Origin of the sequence: Peristeroidobacter soli (assembly GCF_004138485.1) — a bacterium.
In the GTDB taxonomy this organism is placed as follows: domain Bacteria; phylum Pseudomonadota; class Gammaproteobacteria; order Steroidobacterales; family Steroidobacteraceae; genus Steroidobacter; species Steroidobacter soli.
On the sequence record NZ_ML142848.1, the window covers coordinates 114199 to 137081 of the forward strand.

Annotated in this window: 16 protein-coding genes and 1 pseudogene; 5 read left to right on the forward strand and 12 right to left on the reverse strand. The window is 62.4% G+C overall.

Annotation, left to right across the window (positions count from 1 at the left end; translation table 11 throughout):
• Positions 1 to 20: 20 nt before the first annotated feature.
• From EKO19_RS00485 to EKO19_RS00495, 3 genes are all read right to left on the reverse strand, one after another.
• Entirely contained in the window at positions 21 to 1565 is a 1545-nt protein-coding gene (locus EKO19_RS00485) for a tryptophan halogenase family protein (RefSeq protein WP_129774455.1), read from the reverse strand.
• A gap of 13 nt (positions 1566 to 1578) precedes the next feature.
• Positions 1579 to 4767, reverse strand: a complete 3189-nt coding sequence (locus EKO19_RS00490) for a TonB-dependent receptor (RefSeq protein WP_217705057.1) — start codon at positions 4765 to 4767, stop codon at positions 1579 to 1581.
• A 98-nt stretch (positions 4768 to 4865) separates the two neighbouring features.
• Entirely contained in the window at positions 4866 to 7031 is a 2166-nt protein-coding gene (locus EKO19_RS00495; protein ID WP_217705058.1) for a PQQ-dependent dehydrogenase, methanol/ethanol family, read from the reverse strand.
• 159 nt (positions 7032 to 7190) lie between these two features.
• Between EKO19_RS00495 and EKO19_RS00500 the strand changes: the two genes are divergently transcribed.
• A complete protein-coding gene (locus EKO19_RS00500) occupies positions 7191 to 7532 on the forward strand; it encodes a zinc ribbon domain-containing protein YjdM (RefSeq protein WP_129774457.1) in 342 nt (113 codons plus the stop codon).
• Here EKO19_RS00500 and EKO19_RS00505 read toward each other — a convergent pair.
• The 3 genes from EKO19_RS00505 to EKO19_RS00515 all read right to left on the reverse strand — a co-directional run bounded on the left by EKO19_RS00505 (position 7460) and on the right by EKO19_RS00515 (position 9536).
• The gene (locus tag EKO19_RS00505) at positions 7460 to 8188 is read right to left on the reverse strand and encodes a response regulator transcription factor (protein WP_175596910.1); all 729 of its coding nucleotides are present in this window, start codon (positions 8186 to 8188) and stop codon (positions 7460 to 7462) included. The two genes, EKO19_RS00500 and EKO19_RS00505, sit on opposite strands and share 73 nt — an antisense overlap.
• A 99-nt stretch (positions 8189 to 8287) precedes the next feature.
• Positions 8288 to 8686 carry a putative quinol monooxygenase gene (locus tag EKO19_RS00510; RefSeq protein ID WP_129774459.1) on the reverse strand — a complete coding sequence of 133 codons (399 nt, stop codon included), beginning with the start codon at positions 8684 to 8686 and terminating at the stop codon, positions 8288 to 8290.
• 1 nt (position 8687) lies between these two features.
• Positions 8688 to 9536 carry a VOC family protein gene (locus tag EKO19_RS00515; protein ID WP_129774460.1) on the reverse strand — a complete coding sequence of 283 codons (849 nt, stop codon included), beginning with the start codon at positions 9534 to 9536 and terminating at the stop codon, positions 8688 to 8690.
• A gap of 178 nt (positions 9537 to 9714) precedes the next feature.
• On the opposite strand from EKO19_RS00515, the pseudogene EKO19_RS39685 reads away from it, so the two are divergent.
• Positions 9715 to 10068 (forward strand): annotated as a pseudogene (locus EKO19_RS39685) (helix-turn-helix domain-containing protein); the annotation flags it as partial.
• A gap of 39 nt (positions 10069 to 10107) precedes the next feature.
• Here EKO19_RS39685 and EKO19_RS00525 read toward each other — a convergent pair.
• Together EKO19_RS00525 and EKO19_RS00530 are read right to left on the reverse strand one after the other, a co-directional pair.
• Positions 10108 to 12354, reverse strand: a complete 2247-nt coding sequence (locus EKO19_RS00525) for a TonB-dependent receptor (RefSeq protein ID WP_129774462.1) — start codon at positions 12352 to 12354, stop codon at positions 10108 to 10110.
• Positions 12355 to 12465: 111 nt separating this feature from the next.
• The gene (locus tag EKO19_RS00530) at positions 12466 to 13674 is read right to left on the reverse strand and encodes a DmpA family aminopeptidase (protein ID WP_129774463.1); all 1209 of its coding nucleotides are present in this window, start codon (positions 13672 to 13674) and stop codon (positions 12466 to 12468) included.
• Between the two features lie 140 nt (positions 13675 to 13814).
• Here EKO19_RS00530 and EKO19_RS00535 point away from each other — a divergent pair, with 140 nt between their 5' ends.
• Both EKO19_RS00535 and EKO19_RS00540 read left to right on the forward strand, forming a co-directional pair.
• Complete coding sequence (locus tag EKO19_RS00535; RefSeq protein WP_129774464.1) at positions 13815 to 15518, forward strand: N-acyl-D-amino-acid deacylase family protein; 1704 nt, start codon at positions 13815 to 13817, stop codon at positions 15516 to 15518.
• Between the two features lie 35 nt (positions 15519 to 15553).
• Positions 15554 to 16198, forward strand: a complete 645-nt coding sequence (locus EKO19_RS00540) for a TetR/AcrR family transcriptional regulator (protein WP_175596911.1) — start codon at positions 15554 to 15556, stop codon at positions 16196 to 16198.
• On the opposite strand, the gene EKO19_RS00545 is transcribed toward EKO19_RS00540, so the two are convergent.
• The 4 genes from EKO19_RS00545 to EKO19_RS00560 are packed head-to-tail and all read right to left on the reverse strand — an operon-like array spanning position 16199 to position 21276.
• Positions 16199 to 17782 carry a class I adenylate-forming enzyme family protein gene (locus EKO19_RS00545; RefSeq protein ID WP_129774466.1) on the reverse strand — a complete coding sequence of 528 codons (1584 nt, stop codon included), beginning with the start codon at positions 17780 to 17782 and terminating at the stop codon, positions 16199 to 16201.
• Positions 17783 to 17792: 10 nt separating this feature from the next.
• Positions 17793 to 19103, reverse strand: coding sequence for an MFS transporter (locus EKO19_RS00550; RefSeq protein WP_129774467.1), 1311 nt, complete (start codon positions 19101 to 19103; stop codon positions 17793 to 17795).
• Positions 19100 to 20536, reverse strand: a complete 1437-nt coding sequence (locus EKO19_RS00555; protein ID WP_129774468.1) for a serine hydrolase domain-containing protein — start codon at positions 20534 to 20536, stop codon at positions 19100 to 19102. Before EKO19_RS00555 ends, EKO19_RS00550 begins: the two co-directional genes overlap by 4 nt.
• Positions 20536 to 21276 carry an enoyl-CoA hydratase/isomerase family protein gene (locus tag EKO19_RS00560; protein WP_129774469.1) on the reverse strand — a complete coding sequence of 247 codons (741 nt, stop codon included), beginning with the start codon at positions 21274 to 21276 and terminating at the stop codon, positions 20536 to 20538. The genes EKO19_RS00555 and EKO19_RS00560 overlap by 1 nt, the downstream gene beginning before the upstream one ends.
• A gap of 85 nt (positions 21277 to 21361) precedes the next feature.
• Here EKO19_RS00560 and EKO19_RS00565 point away from each other — a divergent pair, with 85 nt between their 5' ends.
• On the forward strand, positions 21362 to 22765 hold the full coding sequence (locus tag EKO19_RS00565) for a S41 family peptidase (RefSeq protein ID WP_157995037.1): 1404 nt from the start codon (positions 21362 to 21364) through the stop codon (positions 22763 to 22765).
• Positions 22766 to 22883: the final 118 nt, after the last annotated feature.

Consider the following 22883-nt stretch of genomic DNA (forward strand, 5'->3'; position numbering starts at 1 on the left):
CCTGCACCTGCTCGCGATGGCTAGATCTTTTGCAGACCGAGCTCTTTGATCCGGTCGATCAGCGCACGATTCTTCGGCAGCGTTCGGGTCCATCTCGTCTTGAGTGTTTCGTTCTGCGCGAAGGCCCGTTGGGCGCCGCCGAGGTCCCGATCCAGCGACTGATGACCCAGATCCGTTCTGAAGCCCATGCCGAACAACACATATTGATAGCTGGCGGCGGGAAACATTTCGCAGTTGCTGGTGAAGTCCTGATCGCCCGGCGCCCGATAGCGCCACAGTTCCATCTGCTCCTTCAGACTGTGCGGAATGCCGGCCGGATCGCGATTGTCGATCCAGAACCTGGAATCGGTGCGACGGCTCAGAATGTAATGCAGTTTCAGAAAATCGATGATCCGGTCCCAGCGATACTGGGTGGTCGAATTGTAGCGACGGGCGACGATATCCATCGTCTCGCGCGTCGCCGGCAGCATGGTGCTGATCAGCTCGGCCGACAGCTCGATCAGCACCAGTGCCGACGCTTCGAGGGGTTCGAGGAATCCTCCTGCCAGGCCCACCGCGACACAGTTTCCTTTCCAGAACGTTTGACGATGTCCGCAAGCAATCTTGATCTCCCTGGGTTTCAGATCGCGATGCTGGTCGCCGACGTAAGCGCGCAGTTCATCGAAGGCGGCATCGGCAGTGGTGTGATTGCTCGAATACACGTAGCCCACGCCGCGCCGGCTCTGCAACCCGATGTCCCAGATCCAGCCATGTTTCTGCGCGGTCGACACTGTGTACGGAACGATGTCGCTTTGTTCATCGTCATGTGGCACCTGCACGGCCAGCGCACGATCGATGAACAGCACATCGCCGCGATCCACGAACGGCACGCCCATCGTTTCGCCCAGCAACAGGGAGCGGAAACCCGAGGCGTCGACAAAGAGATCGGCGGCGAGGCGACCTGACTTGCGGGTCTGCACGGAATCGATGTCGCCGGTGTCACTTCTGATGACCCCGGTCACGTCATCCACGATGTGCTGGACGCCGAGCTGCTTGACGCAATGATCCCGAATGAAGCCCGCGAACCGGCCGGCATCCAGATGATAGGCGTAGTTGGCGACCCCGGCGTATTCCGGTGTCGTGATCAATTTGGGCGCGAGGCCCAGCTCGCAGACCGCCTCCTGAAAACAAACTGCATTGGAGAACGACGGCGCCTGCAACTGCCCTTCCGAATATCTCATCCAATAGGGAGCCAGATCGAGGCTCGGAAAGCCCTCCGGCAACATCAGCGGATGATAGTAGAAGTCTGCAGGCTCGCCGGTCACCCAGCGGGCGAACTTCGCGCCGTGCTTGAACGACGCGTTACATTCGCGAAAGAAGTCGGTCTCGGAGATGCCCACCTTTTTCAAGGTCGAGCGCATCGTCGGCCAGGTACCCTCGCCCACCCCGATGATGCCGATGGTTTCACTTTCCACCAGCGTCAGCCGCAGCCCGCCCGATCCGTGGCGTGCCGCGATGATGGCGGCGGTCAGCCATCCAGCCGTTCCGCCGCCGACGATACAAATCGATCGCACCGGACGTTCCATGCCCGATGATAGATCAGAACTGAGCCCGGACACCGATCTTGTAGCGACGCCCGCTGTCTTCCGCGTAGAGGAACTGGTTCTCGTAGTACGCGTACTTCAGCACCGGCCGGTTGGTCAGATTGACGCCCTCCAGGAAGACTCCAAGGCTCTTGTTGATGTGATACGTCGCACTGGCATCCAGCTGATATCGGCCACGAACCTGGGTGACGGCCTGGCCGGCGCCGTTCAGCGGCGGTGGCGAAAGATATTGCAAAAAGTTTTCTCGCCAGTTGAGTGCCATGCGCGCTTCGAAATTGCTCTTGTCGTCGTAGAACAGCACGCCGTTGGCCGAGTTGGACAGCCCGGTCAGCGCGAACTTGTTGGCCAGGTCCTGAGGATCGAGGTCCTTGTCGCTGCGTGCGAGCGTGCCGTTGAGCTGGATGCCGAAGCCGCTGTCGCCGAAGGACTGCTGGATGCCCGCTTCCAATCCGTACACCTGCGCACTTTCGCCGTTGGTGGGCGCGGTGATGGTGAATTGCGCCGGCTGTCCGGTGGCGGGATCGAGCAGCGGCGTACCGGCGGAATTGTTCACCGCGCCGGTGGTCTGATTCAGCACGATGAAGTTGCTCACATCCTTGTAGTACGCGCCAATGGAAATGAAATTGGCGTCGCCATAATAATATTCGAACGACAGATCCAGATTGTTGGACCGGAACGGCTGCAGATCGGGCGTACCGCTGGCCGCCGCGAAATTGCCCGGCCGCAAGGTCACCAGCGTCGTGACCGGCGAGAGCTGCTCGAGCGTGGGACGGGTCATCGTCTGGGATGTGGCAAAGCGCGCCGTGATCTGATCCGTCAGCGCCCATTTGAACGACAGATTGGGCAAGACATCAGTGTAATGATTCGACTTCGATACGGTCGCGGTGCCCGCCGTGGAAACGCCATATTGAGTGGCGTCGTTGGCGAGCCGGGTCAGCGCCACGAAGTTGGTCGCCAGTCCACTGATATCCGCCTGCGTATTCTCGACACGCACGCCGACGACACTACTGAACGATCGACCGCCCAGGCTGCCTGCGAACACGGCTTGCAGATAGCCCCCATAAACATCCTCTTCCACCAGAGAATCGTTCACCTTGGGCGGGGCGAACGTGAAGCCGGGCGTGCTGGCCTGTTGCTGCTGGGTGATGGCGTTGAACAACGACTGGCCATCGAAGGTCAGCCAGCGGGTGGTCAGACGATTCGCCCCGCTGATGCCGGACAGGAAGCCGCCGCCGGCATTGAAAACCCCGATGGGAACGTTCGCCGGCGCCGGATTGTTATAGCCGCACGTCGTGCATCCCGTGCCGCCGTCATTCGAATAGAGCGCGGTATCTTTCTCGTCCCGGGAAAACAACGCGCCCAACCGCAGACTGGTCAACCCCTCATCCGAACGGTCGCCCGCCACTTCCAGATCGGCACGCAACTGGGCCACTTTGTCATCGACACCGTAGCCTCGATAGAGCATCACGTGTTGGAACATCGGCTGCGTGCCGCCCGCCACACCGGCATTGGGACCGTCGGTCGGCCTCACGAAACCGGTGGTGAACGGCAGGATCGAGCCATCGGATTGAAACCGGATCGTCTGGCCGGTGTACCCCAGCAGCGCAAGCTCGCTCTCCGCACCACCGTTCGGATCTTCCTTGGCGCGCGACACGCTGCCATCCAGATTGAGCGTCATACGATCCGAGAGCCGCCATTCGACATTCAGGCCGCTCGCGCTGAGACGAGTCTTTTTGTCGAACGCCTTGTCATGGAAGTCGGACGCCATGCCGACGCCTTGAGTCAGATCGATCGCCGTGCCATTGGCGTCGGTCACGACGTTGGTCAGGTTGGACGGCGTGAACCAATGACCGAACGAACGTGCGTCGGTGGTGTTGGTGAAGCGCGAATAGAGCGTGTCCGCGGTGATGGTCAGATCGTCATTGGGCTTGTATTGCAGTACCAGAGTACCGCCGATGCGCTTGCGATCCTCGAAGGTCACCTTGGTATCGAAGTTTTGCGGGACGAACAGATTCCCTTGCGGATTCGACCCTGTGATCCCGACGCCGGCCCCGCCATTGATCTGAGAGGCCGGCGTGCCGCCGTTCACGATCCAGCCATCGGTCTGCGCTTGATTCAGCCGGTCCTTGCGGCGCTGATAGCTGCCCGACAACAGAATACCGAACCGATCGTCGGCAAAACGATTGCTGATCAGGAACGAAGCGTCGGGCGAGGACTCATCCGAGTTGTCCTCGTAGTTGATATCTCCGGACGCGGACAGCTTGAACCCCTGATAATCGAACGGCCGTGCCGTTCTGATATTGATGGCCGAGCCCACGCCGCCGGACTGCAACTGCGCCACCGACGACTTGAACACCTCGACACCCGAAATGAGCTCGGAGGCCAGGGTGTCGAACGAAAACGCCCGGCCGCTGGCCTGCGCCGGATCGGTCGGCGTGGCGATCTGGCGTCCATTCAGCAAGACGTTGTTGAATTCCGGTCCGAAGCCGCGCACCGTCACAAACGCGCCCTCGCCGCCGGAGCGATCGATCGACACGCCGGTGATTCGTTGTAACGACTCGGCCAGGTTGGTATCCGGGAGCTTGCCGATATCCTCGGGCGAAATGGCGTCGACGATCCCCAAGGAGTCGCGCTTGATGGTCATCGAGTTGACCAGCGACTGACGCAGTCCGGTCACGACCACTTCCTGAATGGTTTCGCCGGTCTCCACTGGCTCCTGCGGCTCACGCGGCGGCACCGTTTGCGCCTGAGCAAGCCGGATGTAGCCTGAATGGCTGCCAGGCACCGCCGATGAAGTTGAAGGCGGGGCTGCGCTGGGCGCGTCGCTGCTCGTGGCATCGGCACGCTTTTTCTCGGTGGCAACCGGACGAATGGTCGCGGTATCGGTGCCGCTGTAGATCGCAATCAGCCCCGTGCCTCGTAACATCTGCTCCAGAGCGGCGTGCTTCTCGAGCTGTCCCGTCACGGGATTGGCCGTCGCGCTTCTGACGGCATCGTAGCGGTAGAGCAATTGCATCTTCGCCTGCGCGGCGAAACTCTTGAGGGCCTCAGGCAGAGGCTGGGCGTCGATATCGAATTGCGCGGGATCGGCGTTCGCTCTGCCTGGCGTGGTCAGCAACAGTCCCGATGCGCAGGCCAACGCCTGCAAAATCGCCAGCCGGACCAATCGATTGGTCGCTTTCATGCCCCCTCCTTGGAGTCTCGCGTCGTTATGCTCTCATGGCTTCCGCAGTGGTTACGACCCGCGAGTGGTCAAAGTCCCCCAGTCTATTTCTGCACAATCTATGGAGTAACCGGTGTCGCCTGGTACGCGCGCCACGCCGAATCGACGACGGCCGCCCGAATCTGCTGTGCTTCGGCGGACGTGATCAATCCCTGAAACGAGCCCATGCCTTTCGCGGCACGCACGCCTTTCAAGACGATGTCTTCGAACTGCTGGTGAGTCTCGGCGCTCATCCAGCGCAGATCGGGAATCGCCCCCGGCCCTTCGTTGGCATGGCACCGCGCGCAGTGACGTTTCATCAATGCGTTGCCTGCTTCGATATCCGCTGCCGAGCCGAAACGCTCGACCGCCGGACGCGGCACCGAAGTTTCCCGACGCAACTCCGCCGGCTTGGGCACGACGCCGCCATCGAGTTTGAATGCAACGATGCGGCCGGCGTTGCCGTATCGTTCCGCCGCCGTGCCCGCCGGATGCACTCCGCCCAATGCGCCACCGAAGCCCGCCATCACAGCGACGTACTGCACGCCATCGAGCTCGTAGGTCATCGGCGCGGCCATGATGCTCGTGCCGACGTCGATGGCCCCGAGCGCACGACCGTCGGTCGCACGATAAACATGGAGCACGCCGGTGGAGCGCCCCTGGAACACCAGGTTGCCCGCCGTGGTCATCACGCCGCCGCCATTCCAGATCGCATTCATCTGACCGGTCCATTGATCGGACGTGTCGACTTGCCACGCAACTTTGTTTGCTACGGGATCCCACGCACGCAGGAATCCGCGGATCGTCGTGTCGGGCTGACCTTTGCCAAGCTCGGACAGCGGCGGCAGATGTTTCGTGTGCGCGGACTCCAGACCCCAATCCCCTGCGTGCTGCGCGGGGAATGCGTAGATCGCGCCGGTGTTGATGCCGCCTTTTTGGTACACGTAAGGCGCATCGGGAATCCAATAGACTGCACTCGCTTCCAACACAGGGATATAAACCAACCCCGTATCAGGATTGAATGCCATCGGCTGCCAGTTGTGTCCGCCGGCGGGCGAAGGAAACACCAGCTTCGGCCCGTTGCTGTAATCGCCCTGCCCCGTTTCGACCGGCCGCCCGGTTTTCTGATCGACACCGGACGCCCAGCTGACCGGCACATACGGCTGCGCCGACAGCAGCTCGCCGGTCGCGCGATCGAGCACATAAAAGAAACCGTTCTTCGGTGCCTGCATCAAGACCTGACGGGTCCGAGCGCCGATCTTCAGATCGGCCAGGATCATCTTCTGCGTGGCCGTGTAGTCCCACTGATCGCCCGGCGTGGTCTGGTAGTGCCACGCGAGCCGTCCGGTCTTGGGATGGATGGCGAGAATCGAGGAAACATAGAGATTGTCGCCGCCCTTCGGGCTGCGCAGCTTGCGCGGATACAACGCGGAGTTGCCGACGCCTACATATAAGAGATCGAGTCTGGCATCGTAGGCCATGCCATCCCACACGGTGCCGCCGAGCCCGACCTCCCAACGCGAATCCGGATCCCAGGTCTTCGCGGCCTGCTCCAGCTCGGAATGTTCGAACGGACCGGTCGCGCTGCCCGGCACCGTAAAGAAGCGCCAGGCCAGCTCGCCGGAATCGACTCGATAGGCGCTGACGTAGCCGCGCGCATCCAACTCACCGCCGGAGTTGCCGATGACCACCACATCGCCCGCGACGTAGGGCGAACCGGTAACGGTGTAACCGCGCTCGTGATCGACGATGGTATCGACACGCCACAACGCTTTGCCGTCTTTGGCGTCGAGCGCGGACAACTGTCCGTCGATGGCTGCCGTGAACACACGACCTTCGGAGAACGCGAGGCCACGACTGACGATGCCACAGCAAACTTTGCTGGTGATGGCGTCATTGACCTTGGGATCGAACACCCAGCGTTGCTGACCCGTGCGCGCATCGAGCGCGTGCACGAATCCCCAAGGCGCACTCGCATACATCACGCCATCGACCACGACCGGCGTTGCTTCCTGACCATGCGTGGTCCGCAGGTCGTAACTCCATGCAAAGCCGAGACGAGCGGCATTGCCTTCGTCGATCTGCCGCAGCGGGGAATGATAGGTCTGTGCGGCATCGTGACCGCCGGTCAACCAGCCTGCGTCGCTCGATTGAATGGCTGGTGCCTGCTGCTTCGAGCAAGCGGACGACAACAAGACGACAACGGTCGCGAAGATCGACGCACGCGTGCATGGCGCAGAATTCACCAACTACCACTCCCCCAATCGTTGAGGCCGGAGTTTTACGCGATGTCGCCCGGGGACGTGATCAATTCGCCTAACGGAGTCGATAAGCGGGTTTTATGGCTTGGGGTTGCAACGGGGCGATCTGACGTATAATCGCGGCTCCAATCTCCAGGTGACGCAGTGACCGACTTTCCTCCTTGCCCCCAATGCGGCTCGACTCTGACCTATCAGGACGCCGACCTTTATATCTGCCCCGAATGCAGTCACGAATGGTCCGTTAGCGCCGCGGCACCGGCCGCCGAGCCGGAACGGGTCGTGCGCGACTCCGTGGGCAACGAGCTTCACGACGGCGACGCCGTGACCGTGATCAAGGACCTGAAAGTGAAAGGCTCCTCGCTGGTGGTCAAGATGGGCACCAAGGTAAAGAACATCCGGCTGGTCGAGGGCGATCACGACATCGACTGCAAGATCGACGGCATCGGCGCGATGCAGTTGAAATCGGAGTTCGTGAAGAAGGCGTAGGACCCTTTACTCCTTTTTACCGCCGCCAGCCTGTCCGCCATCCGCACCAATGAGGCAAACGAAGCGGCGGACATCTTGCGCATGACCCGGCTGCGGTGGATCTGAACCGTGATCTCGGCGATCGCCAGTCGCTGAGCGATCTGCTTGTTGAGCAAGCCGTCGGTCACCAGCTCGAACACTTCGCGCTCGCGCGCCGATAACAGCTCGTACCTGGAGCACAGCTCGCGAATCTGCACCCGCCGATCCAGCGACGAACGAGCTTCTTGCAGAGCGTAACGCACGGCGTTCAGCAGCCGATCCGCGCCACAGGGCACCGTCAGAAAATCGACGGCGCCGGCTTTCAATGCCCGCACACAGGAAGAAATGCAGCGCTCCCGCGTGAGGAACAGGATGGCGGCGCCTTCCCGGGCCAGCTCGTCCTGGAGCTCGAAGCAGCTCGCGTCCTGCAGGCGCACATCGAGAATCGCGCATGCGACCGCCCCCGGTGCGAGACGAGCGGCCAGCCCGGACGCCGTGCTCAAACCGATGGCATGCAATCCAGCGGACGCGACGGTGCGCTCGATCCACGCACGCGTGGGTTCATCGCCATTGACGATGAACACCACTGGTTCGACAACTGTGCCGCCGTGCCGCTGATCCGCCATCTGAAACCTCACCGATCTGCTCCGTGAGGCCATTCTCATTCCGGCCGGGCGCCGTCACCAAGTTAGTTGTGGTAAAGCGGTGCCGTCTGCTCCTTTACCGGTTAACCGGAATCAAAGGATCTCCATCCGGACGACTTTGACGCCGCCGTCGGCGAGCTCGGGCAGCTTCGCCAGCCACGCCTTCACGTAAGACATGTTGTTGTGCGCCTCGAAGTCGGCTTCGTTGGCGAAGACTTCATAGAATACGAAGTGCCCCCGCGAGGTGCGATCCTCCTGAAGGAAATACAGCAGATTCTTCGGGTCGCCGCGGACCAGTTCGATCAGTGGCAACGTGACGGCGCGCAGTTCGTCCTCCTTACCCGGCTTCGCGCGAACTTCCGCCACGACCGAAAACACACCGGGCCGGGCATGCTCATAGCCCTTGCCGGGCCCAACTTCCGCCGCTATTGCCGATGCACTCGCGAGGCACGCAGCGATGCTCAGGATGAGTGGCTCTAGAGCGGTGCGCATATCAGATCCCTCCTTCGGCGACCAGGCGCCGGCGCGCTTCGAATGCATTGCTGAAAGTCTGTTTGACCGGCCCCAGCGCCTGCACGAATTCGAGCTGTTCGCCCTCCGGTCCCTTGCAATAGATCAACGACCAGCCGTTCGACTTTCCTTCGGTGATCCTGTTGGTGTTGGCACTGCTCGGTGCCGCGAGTCGCTCCTTCTCCGTCCTCACTGTGACCACCCGGTTCGCTTTGACCTGGGTCATGCCGCGGCGGGCCGACTCGGCTTCGAGGTCGTGAATGAACTGGTTGAAGTCCACGTCGTCGCGAATGTAGAAGCAGATGTGCATGGAGCGTGGATACGCCGGACTCATGTGGTCGCGTGGCTCGGCCCAGCTCTCGCCACCGCCCATCGGTTGCCTGGCGTCGCGGTACTGCAGAAGCTCGATCACGACGTTGTCGAACTGAATGAAGCGCACATCGAGGCGCTGTTCGCCGCCCTTCAGGTCCGGGATGCCGATGGTGCGTGGATTGACCTTTCGCTCTCGCGCCACGATTTCCTGATCGGTCAGCAGCGTGTTGTGGATACGTTCGCCCTGGAAGTCGCCGTCGCGCATCACTTCGGTTCCACCGAGCACCTCGGTGTAGAACGCGAACGCTCGATCCATGTTCTGCACGGTCAAGCCGAAGTGCTGCACGCCCTGTAAGCGTCCGCCCAGCGAACCGCTATTTCTGCGCGCCGAGGCGTCGTTGCTCGTCTGCGTCATCGCCGCTGGCGCCGCCGCTGCCACGGCGATTGCGCCGGCAGCTACGATCAGCTCGCGCCGACCGGGATCGGCGATATCGGTTGAGTTCTTGGGGTCATTGGCCATGGATGATTCTCCGGCAGGGGTGTCCCGGAAAATCTAGAGCGGCGCAGGTCAGCCCTCAATTATGCTTTTCTATGATCGACGCCATGCTCGCCAGGCAAGCGTAGTCGCGTGCCTCGCCGGTGGGAATAACGGGAGCCCATGATTTGAAGGTCGCTGTCAGTCGCGTACGTTCCGCGACATGCACACCTCAGGCCTGCAACTTCGATCGATCGAGCCGCGCCATCGGGGCGGCCTCACCCGCTGGCAGCTGTTGAAGATTCACGCGGAAATCGACACCAACCTGAGCGAGAGCATCCGCAATCGACAGTTGGCCAGCTGCATCTGCCTGAGTCCGTTTCACTTCGCCCGCGCCTTCCGTCAGAGCACGGGCATGTCACCGCAGCGTTACGTCACCCGCCGTCGCATCGAGCGCGCTCAGCAGCTCATGCTGTCGACCGATGCGACCTTGAGCGAGATTTCATTTGAATGCGGATTCGCGGACCAATCGCACCTCAATCGACGATTCGTCGCGGCAGTGGGAGTGACCCCTCGGGCGTGGCGCAGGGCTGCTGCGTCCACGCCCGTCGAGAGCTCATTGCGCGCGCCAGCGGTAGCGATACTCGATTCCATACATCCGCTCGTTGCCCACCGACTGGCCGATCGCTCCCGGAGCAAAAGCGCTGCTGCCGAAGCCCCGCACGATCGCGTAGTCCTTATCCAGCAGGTTACGAGCCCAAAGCGTGAGCGACGAACCGCCCGAAGCTTCCTCGACCCCGAGCCGCAGATTCACCAGCCCGTATGAGTCGCCCATGATCTGCGGCGAGTTGGCGGCGTCCGAGTAGCGCTCGCTGCGATACGTGTATTCGGCCCGGCCCAGGAAATTCCAGCGCTCGGACAGCGGCTGCAGATACTGAGTCGTGGCGCTGAACGAATGTTTCGGCGACTGCGGCAGCGTGTGACCGGAGAAGTCGGCACCTGCCGGCGTGGCACCTCGGAACGAATCGTACGAAGCGTCGGTGTAGCCGTAACCCAAGGTGACATCGAGATCCGCCGCGAGCCGCGCCACGATCTCCAGCTCACCGCCCTTGCTGATCGCCTTGGCCGCGTTCGACGTCTGATAGTTGATGATGCCCTGCGCGTTCTGGATGAGCTGATTGACCTGCAGGTCCTGATAGTCCATGTAGAACACGTCGGCGTTGAGGCGCAGCCGGCCGTCCAAAAGCGTGGTCTTGACGCCGACTTCGTAGTTGTCGACGTACTCCGGATCGAACTCCGCCAGCGATCCGTCCGCTTGCAGCAGCGAGAACGAGAACGCGTTGTAGCCGCCGGATTTGAAGCCGTGCGAGTAAGTCACATAGCCGAGGACATCGTCGGAAAACGACCAGGTGGCCGAGGTGAGCCAGGTGGCTTCTTCATCGGTGCGTGAGTCGGTGACGCGCGGAGTGTTCGGTACGAACTGGCCCGTTGGATCGGCGAACAACTGATGATTGATGCTCTTCTCCTCGGAGGTGTAGCGCAGGCCGGCGATGAGCTTCAATCGATCGGTGGCGCGGATCTCCAATTGTCCGAAGCCCGCATAGCTTTCCGATTCGAGGCCGATGTCGATGTAGCCAACGCCCGGCGTTGGATTGGATCCCAGCGGCAACCCGAATACCGCGAACACGTCCCTGCCAACCCGCGCCCACGCTTCGGCGTCCATGTCCTGCTGGTCGTAATAGACACCGAGCAGATAGCCGAGACGGTCGCCGGCGTTGCCCGCGAAGCGCAGTTCCTGGCTGAGCTGGCTCTGGTCTTCCTTGATGCCGGTGCCAAAGATGTCGAACGCCGACTTGTTCGAACTCTGGAAATTGTTCCAGTCGAAGGCGCGATAGGCCGTGATGGAAGTGAACGTGCCGCCGGCCACGCGCCAGTTGGCCTCGGCCGAGATGCCCCACAGATCGCGATCCTGAAATGCCGAGGGCGCATCGTTGATGACCCGGTCCCACGGATTCACATCCTGAGGCGAATTGAAGGGCGCGCGGGCATAGAGCGGCGAAGGCACGAGGATTTCGTTTGCACCGTCGTGTGTCCGGTCGCGTGCCGCATCGGCACGAAAGATGATGCTCAGCGTGTCGTTGACATCGTACAGAGCGGCAATGCGCGCATTGATATTGTTGACGTCGTTGTTGTCCGGCCCCGCCAGGTTCTCGAGCAAGCCATCGCGTTGCTGGTATTGCACGGCGCCGCGAATCGCCAGGCTGTCGCCGAGCTTCGGTGTGTTGCCGATCAACGTGACCGTCGCGGCGTTGAAGTTGCCGTAGTCGAGGCCGAGTGAGAATTCCGCCTGATCGGTCGGCAGCTTGCTGACGAAGCTCAGCGCACCACCGATGGTGTTCTTGCCGAAGATCGTGCCCTGCGGCCCGCGCAATACTTCGACGCGCTCCAGGTCGTACATCGCGGTGTTCACCGTCGTCGGACGCGCCATGTAGACCCCGTCGACGTACACGCCCACGGAAGGATCGATACCGACGCTGTTGGGATCCGAAAGAATGCCACGCACCGAAATCGCCGTGGCGCGGATCGAATCGTTGAAGTTGATATAGACGTTCGGAGCCTGCGCGATGAAGTCATCGAGACGGCTCACGCCACTGGCTTCCAGCGCATCCGCGCCGAACACGCTGATGGAGATGGGCACCTCCTGCGCGTTCTCCGATTTTTTCTGCGCCGTGACCACCACGGTCTCCAGCGCCAAAGTGCTCTGTCCGGCCGATTGCTGAGCCTGCGCGACCGACCAGCCCATGCCGGTCGCCGCCGTACCCAGTGCAATCGCCACCGCCGCCGCACTGCCTGTTTTGTTCATCACCGCTCGCTCCCCAGTTATCCGATGCCGCCAGATCGCACACGTACCATCGTTTGATGTTTTGACTTGTATCACGATTTTAATCCGATGGTCAAAATTAGATCTGACGGTCTACTGGCATCCCTCCGGGGCTGTGATTTTCGGCACCGGATTGAGGCGTCCGTACTTGCGCAATGCCTGTTGTAAGCGCTCGGCGGGCAATCCTTGAACGGTATTGCCATCGATGCCGGTCATGGTACGACCGGCCACGATGGCATTGACGATGGCCTCTTCGGTGGCGAGCACGGCGGCTTCGAAGATGGGATTCATCGCGAACGGATCGATGTATTGCGCCGTGATCAAGTTGCCGGCGGGCGCGCCCGGCTCGGCGGTGGAGAACGCGAGAAAGATATCGCCCGAGGTCGTGCCTGACATGCCGCCGACACGCGCCATTCCATGGGTCGCGCGCAACGCGACGCGCCGCAATTGATCGGGTAGCACCGGCGCATCGGTCGCAATGACCACGAGCAACGAACCGTCCTTGCGCTGTCCTTTCGACGGCATCAAATCCTGAATCTCGCGCCCGACCGGCACGCCGCTGATCGTGAGCTGCGCACGGCTGCCGTAATTCGCCTGCACGATCGCACCCACCATATAGCCACCGGCGCGCTGCGAGAGCCGGCGCGAGGACGTGCCGATGCCGCCCTTGAAATCGTGCGCGATCATGCCGGTGCCGCCACCGACGGCTCCCTCCTGGACTCGTCCACCACGAGCGGCGTCCATCGCGGCAAACACATCGCTCTGACGCACGTGCTGACCGAATGAATCGTTGAGGAAGCCGTCGTAGGTCTCGCCGACGGTCGGCAACAGATGAACGAAGAGCTTCTGCGGATCGGGCCCGAGTTGCCGGCGGTACCAGCTCATGACCGAATCGCGCACGACGCCCACGCTGCCGGTTCCGGTGAACATGACCGGCCCGCTGAGCAAGCCTGTTTCATCGATCATGGCGCGACCGGTCAACTCGCCGGTGCCGTTGGCAACGAACACACCCGCGCGTACGAAGCCCGAGTGGCTCCGGCCCTTCGGGAAAATCGCCGTCACCCCGGTGCGAACCGGCCCCTGCCCCATCTGCAGCGGCCCATCGCCGGAGATCAGCGTCGCGTGGCCGACTTCCACGCCGGCGACATCCGTGATGGCGTTGCAGGCGCCCGGCGTTCCCTCGAACGGAACGCCCAGATCGCGGGCTCGCAACGGTGCATCCGCCGCTTGCACCACGGGCATCAAGGCCAGCGCGGCAAGCAACACCGCGGATCGAATGCTTCGCTCGATAAGACTCGTCATTTCAACCCCCGCCGCTGCCGGCGAATCCCATGGAAAAACCACTGTACTAATATTTGACCGACGGCCAATGCGTGCCTAGTATTCCCAACTGCCCTGGCGGATGCCAGCGAAACTTTTACGGAACGACTCAGGACCCGCTCATGACCCGCCCGTCACGGTTGCGAAGCGCTCTGTTCTTAGTGCTGATCGCATTCGCTCTCGCCCCACCCTCGGTCGCGCAAGTCGGAGCACCCGCTTACGACACCCTGCTGGTGGGCGGCTCGATCATCGACGGCACGGGAGCGCCCGCACGACGCGCCGACGTGGCCATCAGTAACGGGCGCATAGCAGCCATCGGCGACCTGCGCACCGCCACGGCTCAACGTCGCCTGGATGTCACGGGATTGACCGTGACGCCTGGATTCATCGACGTGCACAGTCATGCGGATGAAGATTTGATATTGCCTGAGTTCCGGGCTGCGCCGGCGATGATCAGGCAAGGCGTCACGACCGCTGTGTTTGGCATAGATGGTGGCTACAGTCTCGGCGAGATGCGTCAGCTGCGCGAACGCATGCAGGCTGATGGCACCGGCGTCAACTATCTGTTCTTCGCCGGACACAATGGCATCCGCAAGGACGTGATGGGCATGGCCAACCGCGCGCCAACACCCGAGGAATTGCAGCGCATGCAGGAGCAAGTGCGGGTGTCGATGCAGGAAGGCGCGATCGGCCTGTCGACCGGCTTGATGTATCTGCCGGGCCAATATGCCTCGACCCAGGAAGTCATCGAGCTTGCGCGCGTCGCCGCGCCCTTTCAGGGAATCTATGATTCTCACGACCGCGATCCGGGCTTCCAGCTGCTGTCCTCGGTTGGCGAGTGCCTCGAGATCGGCGAGCGCGCGGGGGTCGAAACTCACGTCGCTCATCTCAAAGCCGTCGGCTTGCGTAACGCCGGGCTCACGCCTCAGCTCATTGCGATGATCGAGAAGTCGCGGGCACGCAAGGAAGTCGTGACGGCCGACGTTTATCCATACGATGGCGCCACCGCACGGCTCGCCATCGAGGTTCTGGTGCCACCCGCCGGCAGTTCACTGGCGAAGAATCAAGCGCTGATCGCAGATGTCACGACCGCCGATGACGCGCGGACCACGGCTGTGCGAGATCTCGTGTCGGAGTGGCGTTCGGTGTTACGCGATCCTGCACAACGCGCGAACATCAAGCAGCTCACGGAAAACCCGGCAGCAGACAGCTATTCATGGGTCCGTGCTGTGGGCTACGACTCATTCCGCATCGTCAGCAGCCGCGATGCCAGGCTGGTCAACCGGATGATTTCCGACCTGGCGCGCGAACGCTCAGTCACGCAGTTCGACGTGCTCGCAGGCCTCATCGAGGACGAAGGCGCGAGTGCCCGGCTCACCATGGGCTCCATTCGCGAGGAAGAAGTGCGTCAGTTGTTACGTCAGCCGTGGGTGATGATTTCGAGCGATGGCCGGGAAGGTGGCATCGCGGGCGGCCGCGGGCACCCTCGTTATCGGGGCAGCTTCGCGCGGGTGCTCGCCTACTACGTCCGCGAGCATGGCGTGTTGACGCTTGCCGACGCGGTCCATCGAATGAGCGGCCTGCCCGCCGGCTACCTGAAATTGACCGACCGGGGCGTGCTGCGCGCCGGCGCCTGGGCGGACATCGCCGTCTTCGATCCGCGCGCCGTGCAGGATCATTCGACATGGGACGATCCCGCCGCCTACGCCACCGGCGTGCAATTCGTTTTCGTCAACGGCGAGCCGGCGCTGACCCGAGGCCAGCCGACCGCGCGGCTCGACGGGCGTTATCTGCCTTTCCGCGCCAAACCGGTGACGACGCGTTAAACTGCAAGATGAATCCGCAGGGGAGCGAACGCTTCATGGCAAAACAAACCAACGTCCGCGCACGTGAGCAAATGACATTCATCGAGGAAGCCCGGCGCAAGCAGATCCTCGAGGCGGCTCTGAAACTGTTCGCGGAACGGGGCTACGACCAGACCTCGCTCTCCGACATCGCAGCGGCCTGCAGCGTCAGCAAGGGCGTGGTTTCCTACCACTTCGAAGGCAAGGCGCAGATCGGCGCCGAGGCGTTGCGGTACATCCTGCGCGGTTATGCGGATTTCGTCCGGCAGCGTCTGGAGACCAAAACGTCCTATCGCGAAAAGCTGCTCGAATTGCCCGCGGCCTGCATCGACTACATGCAACAGAGTCCGGCGGACTACGTGACCTACCTCGACACGCTAGGGAGCTTCGGTAATGCGACCGAACGGCGCCAGTTCCTCGCCAAGGGCTATGCAGGCATGCGCAGTCTGGTGGTCGATCTGATCGTGCAGGGTCAGAAGCGCAAGGAAGTGGCCGCGTTCCCCGCCCAACCGGTGGCCGACATCCTGCAAGCCGCGATCGATGGACTCACCGAGCAGGCCGCTGCCGCGCCTCGTGAAGTCGACCTGGAAGCCTCGAAACGAGCGCTACAGAAAATTGTCGCCGCGATCGTCGACGGCGATCTGCCACTGCCGCGCAAATAATCACATCGACTGCTCGGCCAGCGCCAGCTCACGCAGCCGTCGCTTGTCGATCTTGCCGATCGGCAGCATCGGTGGATCGCGCAGGACCGTGAATCGCTTGGGTACTTTGTAGTTTGCCAGCAGTCGCCGGCAGTGTGCCTGCAGTTCCTCGCTGCTGGGCTCGGAGCCGGTGGCGACGACGAACGCGTGCCCTACTTCGCCATAGATGGGATCTGGCACGGCCACCACCGCCGCGAGCGCCACGCTCGCATGCAGCTCGAGCGCCTGTTCGATCTCGCGCGGATAGATGTTGTAGCCGCCAGACTTGAAGATCTCCTTGAGCCTGCCGACCAGCCGCAACCGTCCATCGGCGCGACGAACCGCGAGATCGCCGGTGTGCAGCCAGCCCTCGCGATCGATGGCATCGGCGGTCGCATCCGGGCGGCGCCAGTAGCCGCACATGATGAAATCGCCGCGCACCTGGATTTCACCCGGCGTATCGCGCGCTGTGACCTCACCGTTTGCATCCGCCAGCCGGACTTCATAGGCCGCCGGTGCCGAACCGATGGTCTCCGCCAACTCCTCGCGGGAGGCGTCGGCACTGGTGAATGTGACGGACCCGACCGTCTCGGTCAGACCATAGGAAGTCGCCAGCCGCACGCCCATCGCCGCCAGCCGATCGACCAGCTCCACCGATGCCGCCGCCCCGCTCCAGAATATGAATTGCAGCGACGACAGATCGGTGCTCGCGAACGCAGGATCCGCCATCGACAGCAGAAACGTCGTCGGCACGCCGCCCCAGAACGTGACCCGCTGCGACTCGATCCGTTCCAGCACCGCAGCCGGATCGAACTTCTCCAGAAATACGATGCAGCCACCGGCCACCAGCGTGTAGCAACTGACATCGCCGACACAACCGATGTGATTGATGGGGAAAAAATTGAGTGTGCGCAGCGGCGCCGGGTGCCATTGCGAATATTGAACCAGAGAACAGCGAACCAGCCCTCGATGCGGCAGTAACGCCCCCTTGGGCTGGCCTGTGCTGCCCGAGGTATAGACGATCAGCGCCGGGTCCTCCGGCGCAACCTGCGTCCGTGCCTGCTCCACATGCGCGGGCGCGATCTCATTGCCTCGATTCAAAAACACCGGCAGCGTCGTCAGCTCGCCGCCCGCTGGCATCTCGTCCAACGCAATCCAATGCTCGATCTGCGGCAGAGAACGACGTAACGCATGCAGCTCGGGCAAATAGTCGCGCCCGGCGATGCGAGTCCGCGTCAACACGATCTTCGGCTCACTATCGCTCAATACATACAGCAGCTCCTGCCGCTGATAGCGCGGATTCAAGCCGACCCAGATTGCGCCCAACGACGCCGTCGCCAGGAATACAACCAGATACTCCGGATGCGGCGTGGTCAGCGTTGCGACCCGATCGCCTCGCTGGACACCGGCTGCGAGCAGCGCCCGGCTCAGTTCGTCGACCTGTCGGGCCAGCTCCCGATACGAGGTGCAATGCTCATCGATCACCATGGCCGGCGCGTCCGGCGTGGCCGCGGCGTACCACGCAACGTAATCGCTGATCCGGCGCAGGAAAGGCGGTTCGATCATTCGCTACGACTCAGTTCAAACGATAACGGCGTAATAGCGCGAGGCTCATCGGCACCAACAGGGCGGGCGCAATCGCGAAGGCGATACGAATGCCTTCGAGCGCCTGTGCCGTCTGCGGATACTCGTCACGGCTCACGCCCCCGATGAAGCCACTCATCTGCAAGATCATGCCCGCGACCAGCGGCCCCATCGCAAGGCCGAGCTTCTCGGCGGCGACCCACACGCCACAGATAAAACCCTCGCGACGCAACCCCGTCGTGTCCGTATCGTAGCGAATCACGTCGGTGAGCATGGCGAATGGCAGCACCTGCTGAGCCCCGAACCCCACACCAACCAAGCCGAGAAACGCCAGCAACGACACCACGGATTGCGCACTGCCGGTCAGCAGTCCGAGCGCGCCGCAAGCCAGCAGCAACATCGCGATGAAGTAAGTGTCGCGCTTGCCGAAGCGACGCGACAGGTAATTCCACAGCGGCAGACTGAGCACGGCCGCTCCCATCAACACCAATAGCATCTGCCCCACCAGCGTCTCGTCCGCACCCATGATATGAGCGGAAAAATACGGCGCGGACGCGATGAGAGTGGCGATGGCCACGATCTGAACCATATACGACGCCGCCAGCGTCACGAACGGACGATTGCGAAAGATCAATGAGAACTGCTCACGCATCGATGTAGTGTCCACGGGCGGCTCGGCCAGACGCAAACCGCGAGTCGCACAATAGGCCCAGAACATCGCGACCGCAGTCGCGCCGCCGACGATCCACGACATCGCGGCATAGCCGGACCGCCCGCCACCAAAGCTTCCCACGAGCAGCGGCGCCACCGCCGAGCCGATCACTGCACCGATCAATGCGAAGCCCATGCGCCAGGAGACGATGCGAACACGCTCGGCCGGGTCGTCGCTCATCTCCGCCGGCATGGCAACGTAGGGAATCGAGAACAGACTATAAGAGAACGAGCTCAGCGCGAACATGCCGGCCACGTACCAGAACGCCCCTGACGACGACACGGACGCGGGCACGTTGAACAGAAAGACATAGGTAAAGAACATCAGCAGCGCCCCTGCCAGCAAGTACGGACGCCGGCGACCGTAGCGACTGCGCGTGCGATCGGAAACGAGACCGACAAACGGATCGGCGATCACATCGAGCGCCTTCGGCAGGAACACCGCGATCCCGGCCAGCGCCGCGGGCACGGCAAGCGTGTCCGTCAAGAAATACAGAAGCAGCACGCCCGGCGTGGTCGAGAAGATCCCGGTGCCGAGCGAGCCGATTCCGTAGCCGATCAAAGTACGCGTCGGCAGTCGGGAGAGCGTCATGGACGCGACGAGTCCACATGCTGTGCCGGCATTGAACTATTGAGCGAGTTCATGAAGACGCGCCTGGCGTGAGCACCGTTGCGCGCGTCCTCGAATACGAACTCCGACTCATCGTCGTTGCCAAACAGGAACCGGCCACCGCCCTGATGCAGCAGCGGCTGAAGATTCGTCGCTGCTGCTCCGTAGCCAAACATCAAACGTCCGTCGCGGGCTTGAAACGTGACGGTGTCCACGCCGATACGATACGGCGCGAATCGATATTCGCCGGCATAGCGACTCAACTCCTTCGACGTCAGCTTTTCGTCGCGCACCGGCCGGGCCGGCAGACCGAGGACGATGCGTGCCACCTTGCGCTCCAGGCTCACCGCCGTCGGCTGTCCCTTGTTGTTCGTGAGGATGACCACGGTCACGTCCTGCTGCGGGTAGTAGGCATGCGCGGCCGAATAGCCCCAGATCTCACCCGAATGCGCATACTTCGTCATGCCGTCGAAGTCGGAACGGATCAGCGCTCCGAGCAGATATTGATTGGCACTGCCGTCGGCAAACGGCACGCCGCTCGTCATCAGCTCCCGCACCTTCGGACTCATCGCAGCCGACTTGAATGTGGCACGCCGGTAGTGAGCAACTTCCTCCGCCGTGGACAGCAGCGAGCCCGCCGAGAAAGGCACGAGGTAATACCACGGCGTGGCATGGATGAATCCTTCGGGGCGCTTCTCATAGCCGATGGCGCGACGAGCAATCACCTGCCGATCGTCACCCGTATAGATTTGCTTGATGCCCAGCGGCGCGAGCACCGATTCACGCAGATAGTCGTAGTAGTCGCGGCCGCTCGCCGCCTCCACCAGCAGGCCGAGCAGGTAATAGCCCGAGTTCGAATAGCTCCATTGGGTACCCGGCGCGAACGCCAGCGGCCGGCTCTCGAACACCTTTCGCACCTCCGGGCGCTGCATTTCCGAACGCCGCAACTGTGGCGCGATGCCCGGAATTTCGTTCACATAGTTGGGAATGCCGGAGGTGTGGACCAGCAGCTGTCGCACCGTCGCGGCGCCCCCCGGGCCCTGATAGTCGGTCAGGTACTGACGAATCGGCGCATCCAGATCCACCTTACCCTCGGCCACGAGCTGCAGGACTGCATGTGCCGTGAACGATTTCGTGATCGAACCGATCGCATAGACCGAATCAGCACGCGCAGCCACATCGTGTTCGAGATCGGTGACGCCGAAGCCCGCGGCATACGAAGTCGCGCCGCCTCTATCGACATAGATGCTGACCGCCGCCGTCCCCGAACGCGTCATGAAGTCTGCAGCCGCCGACGCAACTGCCGCGCGCTGCTCGGCGCTGAGCGAAACATCGCCAGGACCGTCCGCGTACAGAGGCCGCGCAACGAGCAACACCAGCAGCCAGCAGGCGCCGGCCAGAAAACGTTCAAACATCAGAATTCCCCCGAGACTGAGTCCGCCCGACGCATCAATTGCAGGCACGCTTGTATTTCGAATGACATCGCCGCTTCGAGCGCATCGTTCTGCCCGAGTCGCAATCCAGCCAGTGTCAAACGCACCGATTCCGCGTCGAGCTGCGACAGCTGCCGCGCCAACTTCAACGCGACTTCCAGCAACTCCTCGTCCGGCACGATGCGAGCGATCAGACCTGCTTCGCGCCCTGCTTCGGCGGACCAGCGCTCACCGGTCAGCAATAGATGAGTCGCTCGCGAGAACCCGATCAGCCTGGGCAGCAGCATGAGCGACCCGTTGGTGAAGAACAGGCCCCGTTGCAGCTCCGGAAACATGAAGTACGCCCCGGGCGCGGCCAGGCGGATATCGCAGCTCAGGGTGAGCTCGGCCCCGAAGCCCACGGCGGGCCCATTGATCGCGGCGACGATCGGCTTGTTGATCGACTGCATCCGGCGCGTGATCCGCTGCAGCTGGCCGAGCTTCTCGGTCAGCTCGCGGACGTTACTGCGATCGATGCTGTCCACGTCGTTGAGGTCCTGACCGGCGCTGAAGGCACGCCCGGCCCCCGTCAGGACCAGCACCCGCTGCGAATCGTCGTCGCCGAAGCGCGCGATGCACTCTTCGAGCTCGCCATACATGGATCGAGAAAAGGCGTTCAGACACTGCGGCCGGTTGAAGCGCAGCAGCGTGACGCCTTCGGTCCGTTCGGGTGTGATATCCATCGGCTTCAATATTGACTACTGGTCAGTTTTTATACCACTATCACAATCTCAATGGAAGCACACCGATAACGAAGCCGAGGACCCCATGCAGAATCGATTCATCCGTATCGCCGCCGCGGTCTCACTCGCCGGTATGCACGGTGCCGCGTTTGGCGCCACGCCCGATTGCGCGGACGGATTGCTGAGCAAGGCTGAAGCTCACGAGGCCATCGCATTCGTCGGGGACCGCGTGTCCAGCGCGCACGCCGGTTCGCTCGATGGCATGCGAGCGTCTGTGCGCGACGGACTGAAGCAATTGAAAGGGTCGGTGTCGAAGTCGATACCCGCCTCGGAGCTCGGGCTGGCGATCAATCGCGTGCTCGCCGGAGCGGAAGATGCTCATCTGCGCCTGAAGCTGTCGCCCACGGTCGAGGTGAAGTGCGCGCAGCTGCCGCTGCCCCTGACCTGGTCGGAGAATGGACTGCTGGTGCGCGGCGGCTCGAAAATCCCCGCTGGATCGCGTGTCCTCGCCATCGGTAAACATTCGCTCGAGGAACTCGACGACCTCGCCGCCGCCGTGATTCCGCACGAGAATCGCTATTGGGCTCGGAGTGAGTTCGTACGCCTGCTACCGCGAGCCGATACCCTGCGCGCTCTGCATCTGCTCGATGGCAATGATTCGCTGGAGATCACCTACCAACCGCCGGGCGGCGCGCCGGCCAGACAGCGGTTGCAATTGAATCCGGCAACCGCTGCGCCACGCCCCTGGATCGGTTACGAAACCTGGCCGCAGCAGTCGACCGGCCTGTTGTGGCTGGACCGATGCGAGGTGAATGAAGAATTCAACCGCACGCTGGAACGTTTCGTCGCTGAAGTACGCCAGCTGAAGCTACGTAAGGTAGCAATCGATCTGCGCGGCAATCCAGGCGGCGACTCCTCGGTCGCGCTCGCCATTCTTCGTGCCTTCGGTCACCCACCCTCCAGCGCATTCTCGGTGGATATTCGCGTGTCGCCGGAACTGAGCCAGGCCCAACCGGCCTTCGATCCCGCCAATATGTCACCTGTCTTCGAGAAACTCGGCCTGCAGCCGCTCGCGCCGGACACACGTCACTACACTCTCGCCGGCAACCTGGTCCTGGCGCAGCTCGCGCAGCGACTGCCGCCCGAGCCGGCCGGCCTCGTGAAGCCGGACGTGGATTTGTATCTGCTGGTCGACGGCGGCACATTCTCGAGTGCCGCCCTGTTCGCGGGACTGGTACGAGACAACAATCTCGGCCTGCTGGTTGGCGAACCCATCGGCAACTCGGCTTCCTTCAATGCCAGCGAGATTCATCTCGACGTGCCGCATCTCCCCTATTTCCTCAACCTGTCGACGGCGCGACTGCTGCGAGCGGATGTGAACGCAGGACCGGCGCAAACCTTGCTGCCCGATGTGCTGGCGCCAGCCACTCCGGCATCGTTGGCCGCTCAAAAGGATGTCGCGTTGGAGTTCGTTCGCGCGCGACAGTGAAAATGCGCGTTTGATTCAGGTCGAGGCCATGCCCGCGGCTGGGCGCTGTAATGGCGCCCCGAAACTGTGCAACGAGTGTTCGATGCAATTCCTCTGACGGCGCCGCCCGATCTCAGCA

Bases quoted from the DNA above. Each gene is read 5' to 3' on its own strand.
- EKO19_RS00485 (WP_129774455.1), bottom strand. From the start codon at position 1,565: ATGGAACGTCCGGTGCGATCGATTTGTATCGTCGGCGGCGGAACGGCT.
- EKO19_RS00490 (WP_217705057.1), bottom strand. From the start codon at position 4,767: ATGAAAGCGACCAATCGATTGGTCCGGCTGGCGATTTTGCAGGCGTTG.
- EKO19_RS00510 (WP_129774459.1), bottom strand. From the start codon at position 8,686: ATGCGCACCGCTCTAGAGCCACTCATCCTGAGCATCGCTGCGTGCCTC.
- EKO19_RS00515 (WP_129774460.1), bottom strand. From the start codon at position 9,536: ATGGCCAATGACCCCAAGAACTCAACCGATATCGCCGATCCCGGTCGG.
- EKO19_RS00525 (WP_129774462.1), bottom strand. From the start codon at position 12,354: ATGAACAAAACAGGCAGTGCGGCGGCGGTGGCGATTGCACTGGGTACG.
- EKO19_RS00530 (WP_129774463.1), bottom strand. From the start codon at position 13,674: ATGACGAGTCTTATCGAGCGAAGCATTCGATCCGCGGTGTTGCTTGCC.
- EKO19_RS00535 (WP_129774464.1), top strand. From the start codon at position 13,815: ATGACCCGCCCGTCACGGTTGCGAAGCGCTCTGTTCTTAGTGCTGATC.
- EKO19_RS00540 (WP_175596911.1), top strand. From the start codon at position 15,554: ATGGCAAAACAAACCAACGTCCGCGCACGTGAGCAAATGACATTCATC.
- EKO19_RS00545 (WP_129774466.1), bottom strand. From the start codon at position 17,782: ATGATCGAACCGCCTTTCCTGCGCCGGATCAGCGATTACGTTGCGTGG.
- EKO19_RS00550 (WP_129774467.1), bottom strand. From the start codon at position 19,103: ATGACGCTCTCCCGACTGCCGACGCGTACTTTGATCGGCTACGGAATC.
- EKO19_RS00555 (WP_129774468.1), bottom strand. From the start codon at position 20,536: ATGTTTGAACGTTTTCTGGCCGGCGCCTGCTGGCTGCTGGTGTTGCTC.
- EKO19_RS00560 (WP_129774469.1), bottom strand. From the start codon at position 21,276: ATGGATATCACACCCGAACGGACCGAAGGCGTCACGCTGCTGCGCTTC.
- EKO19_RS00565 (WP_157995037.1), top strand. From the start codon at position 21,362: ATGCAGAATCGATTCATCCGTATCGCCGCCGCGGTCTCACTCGCCGGT.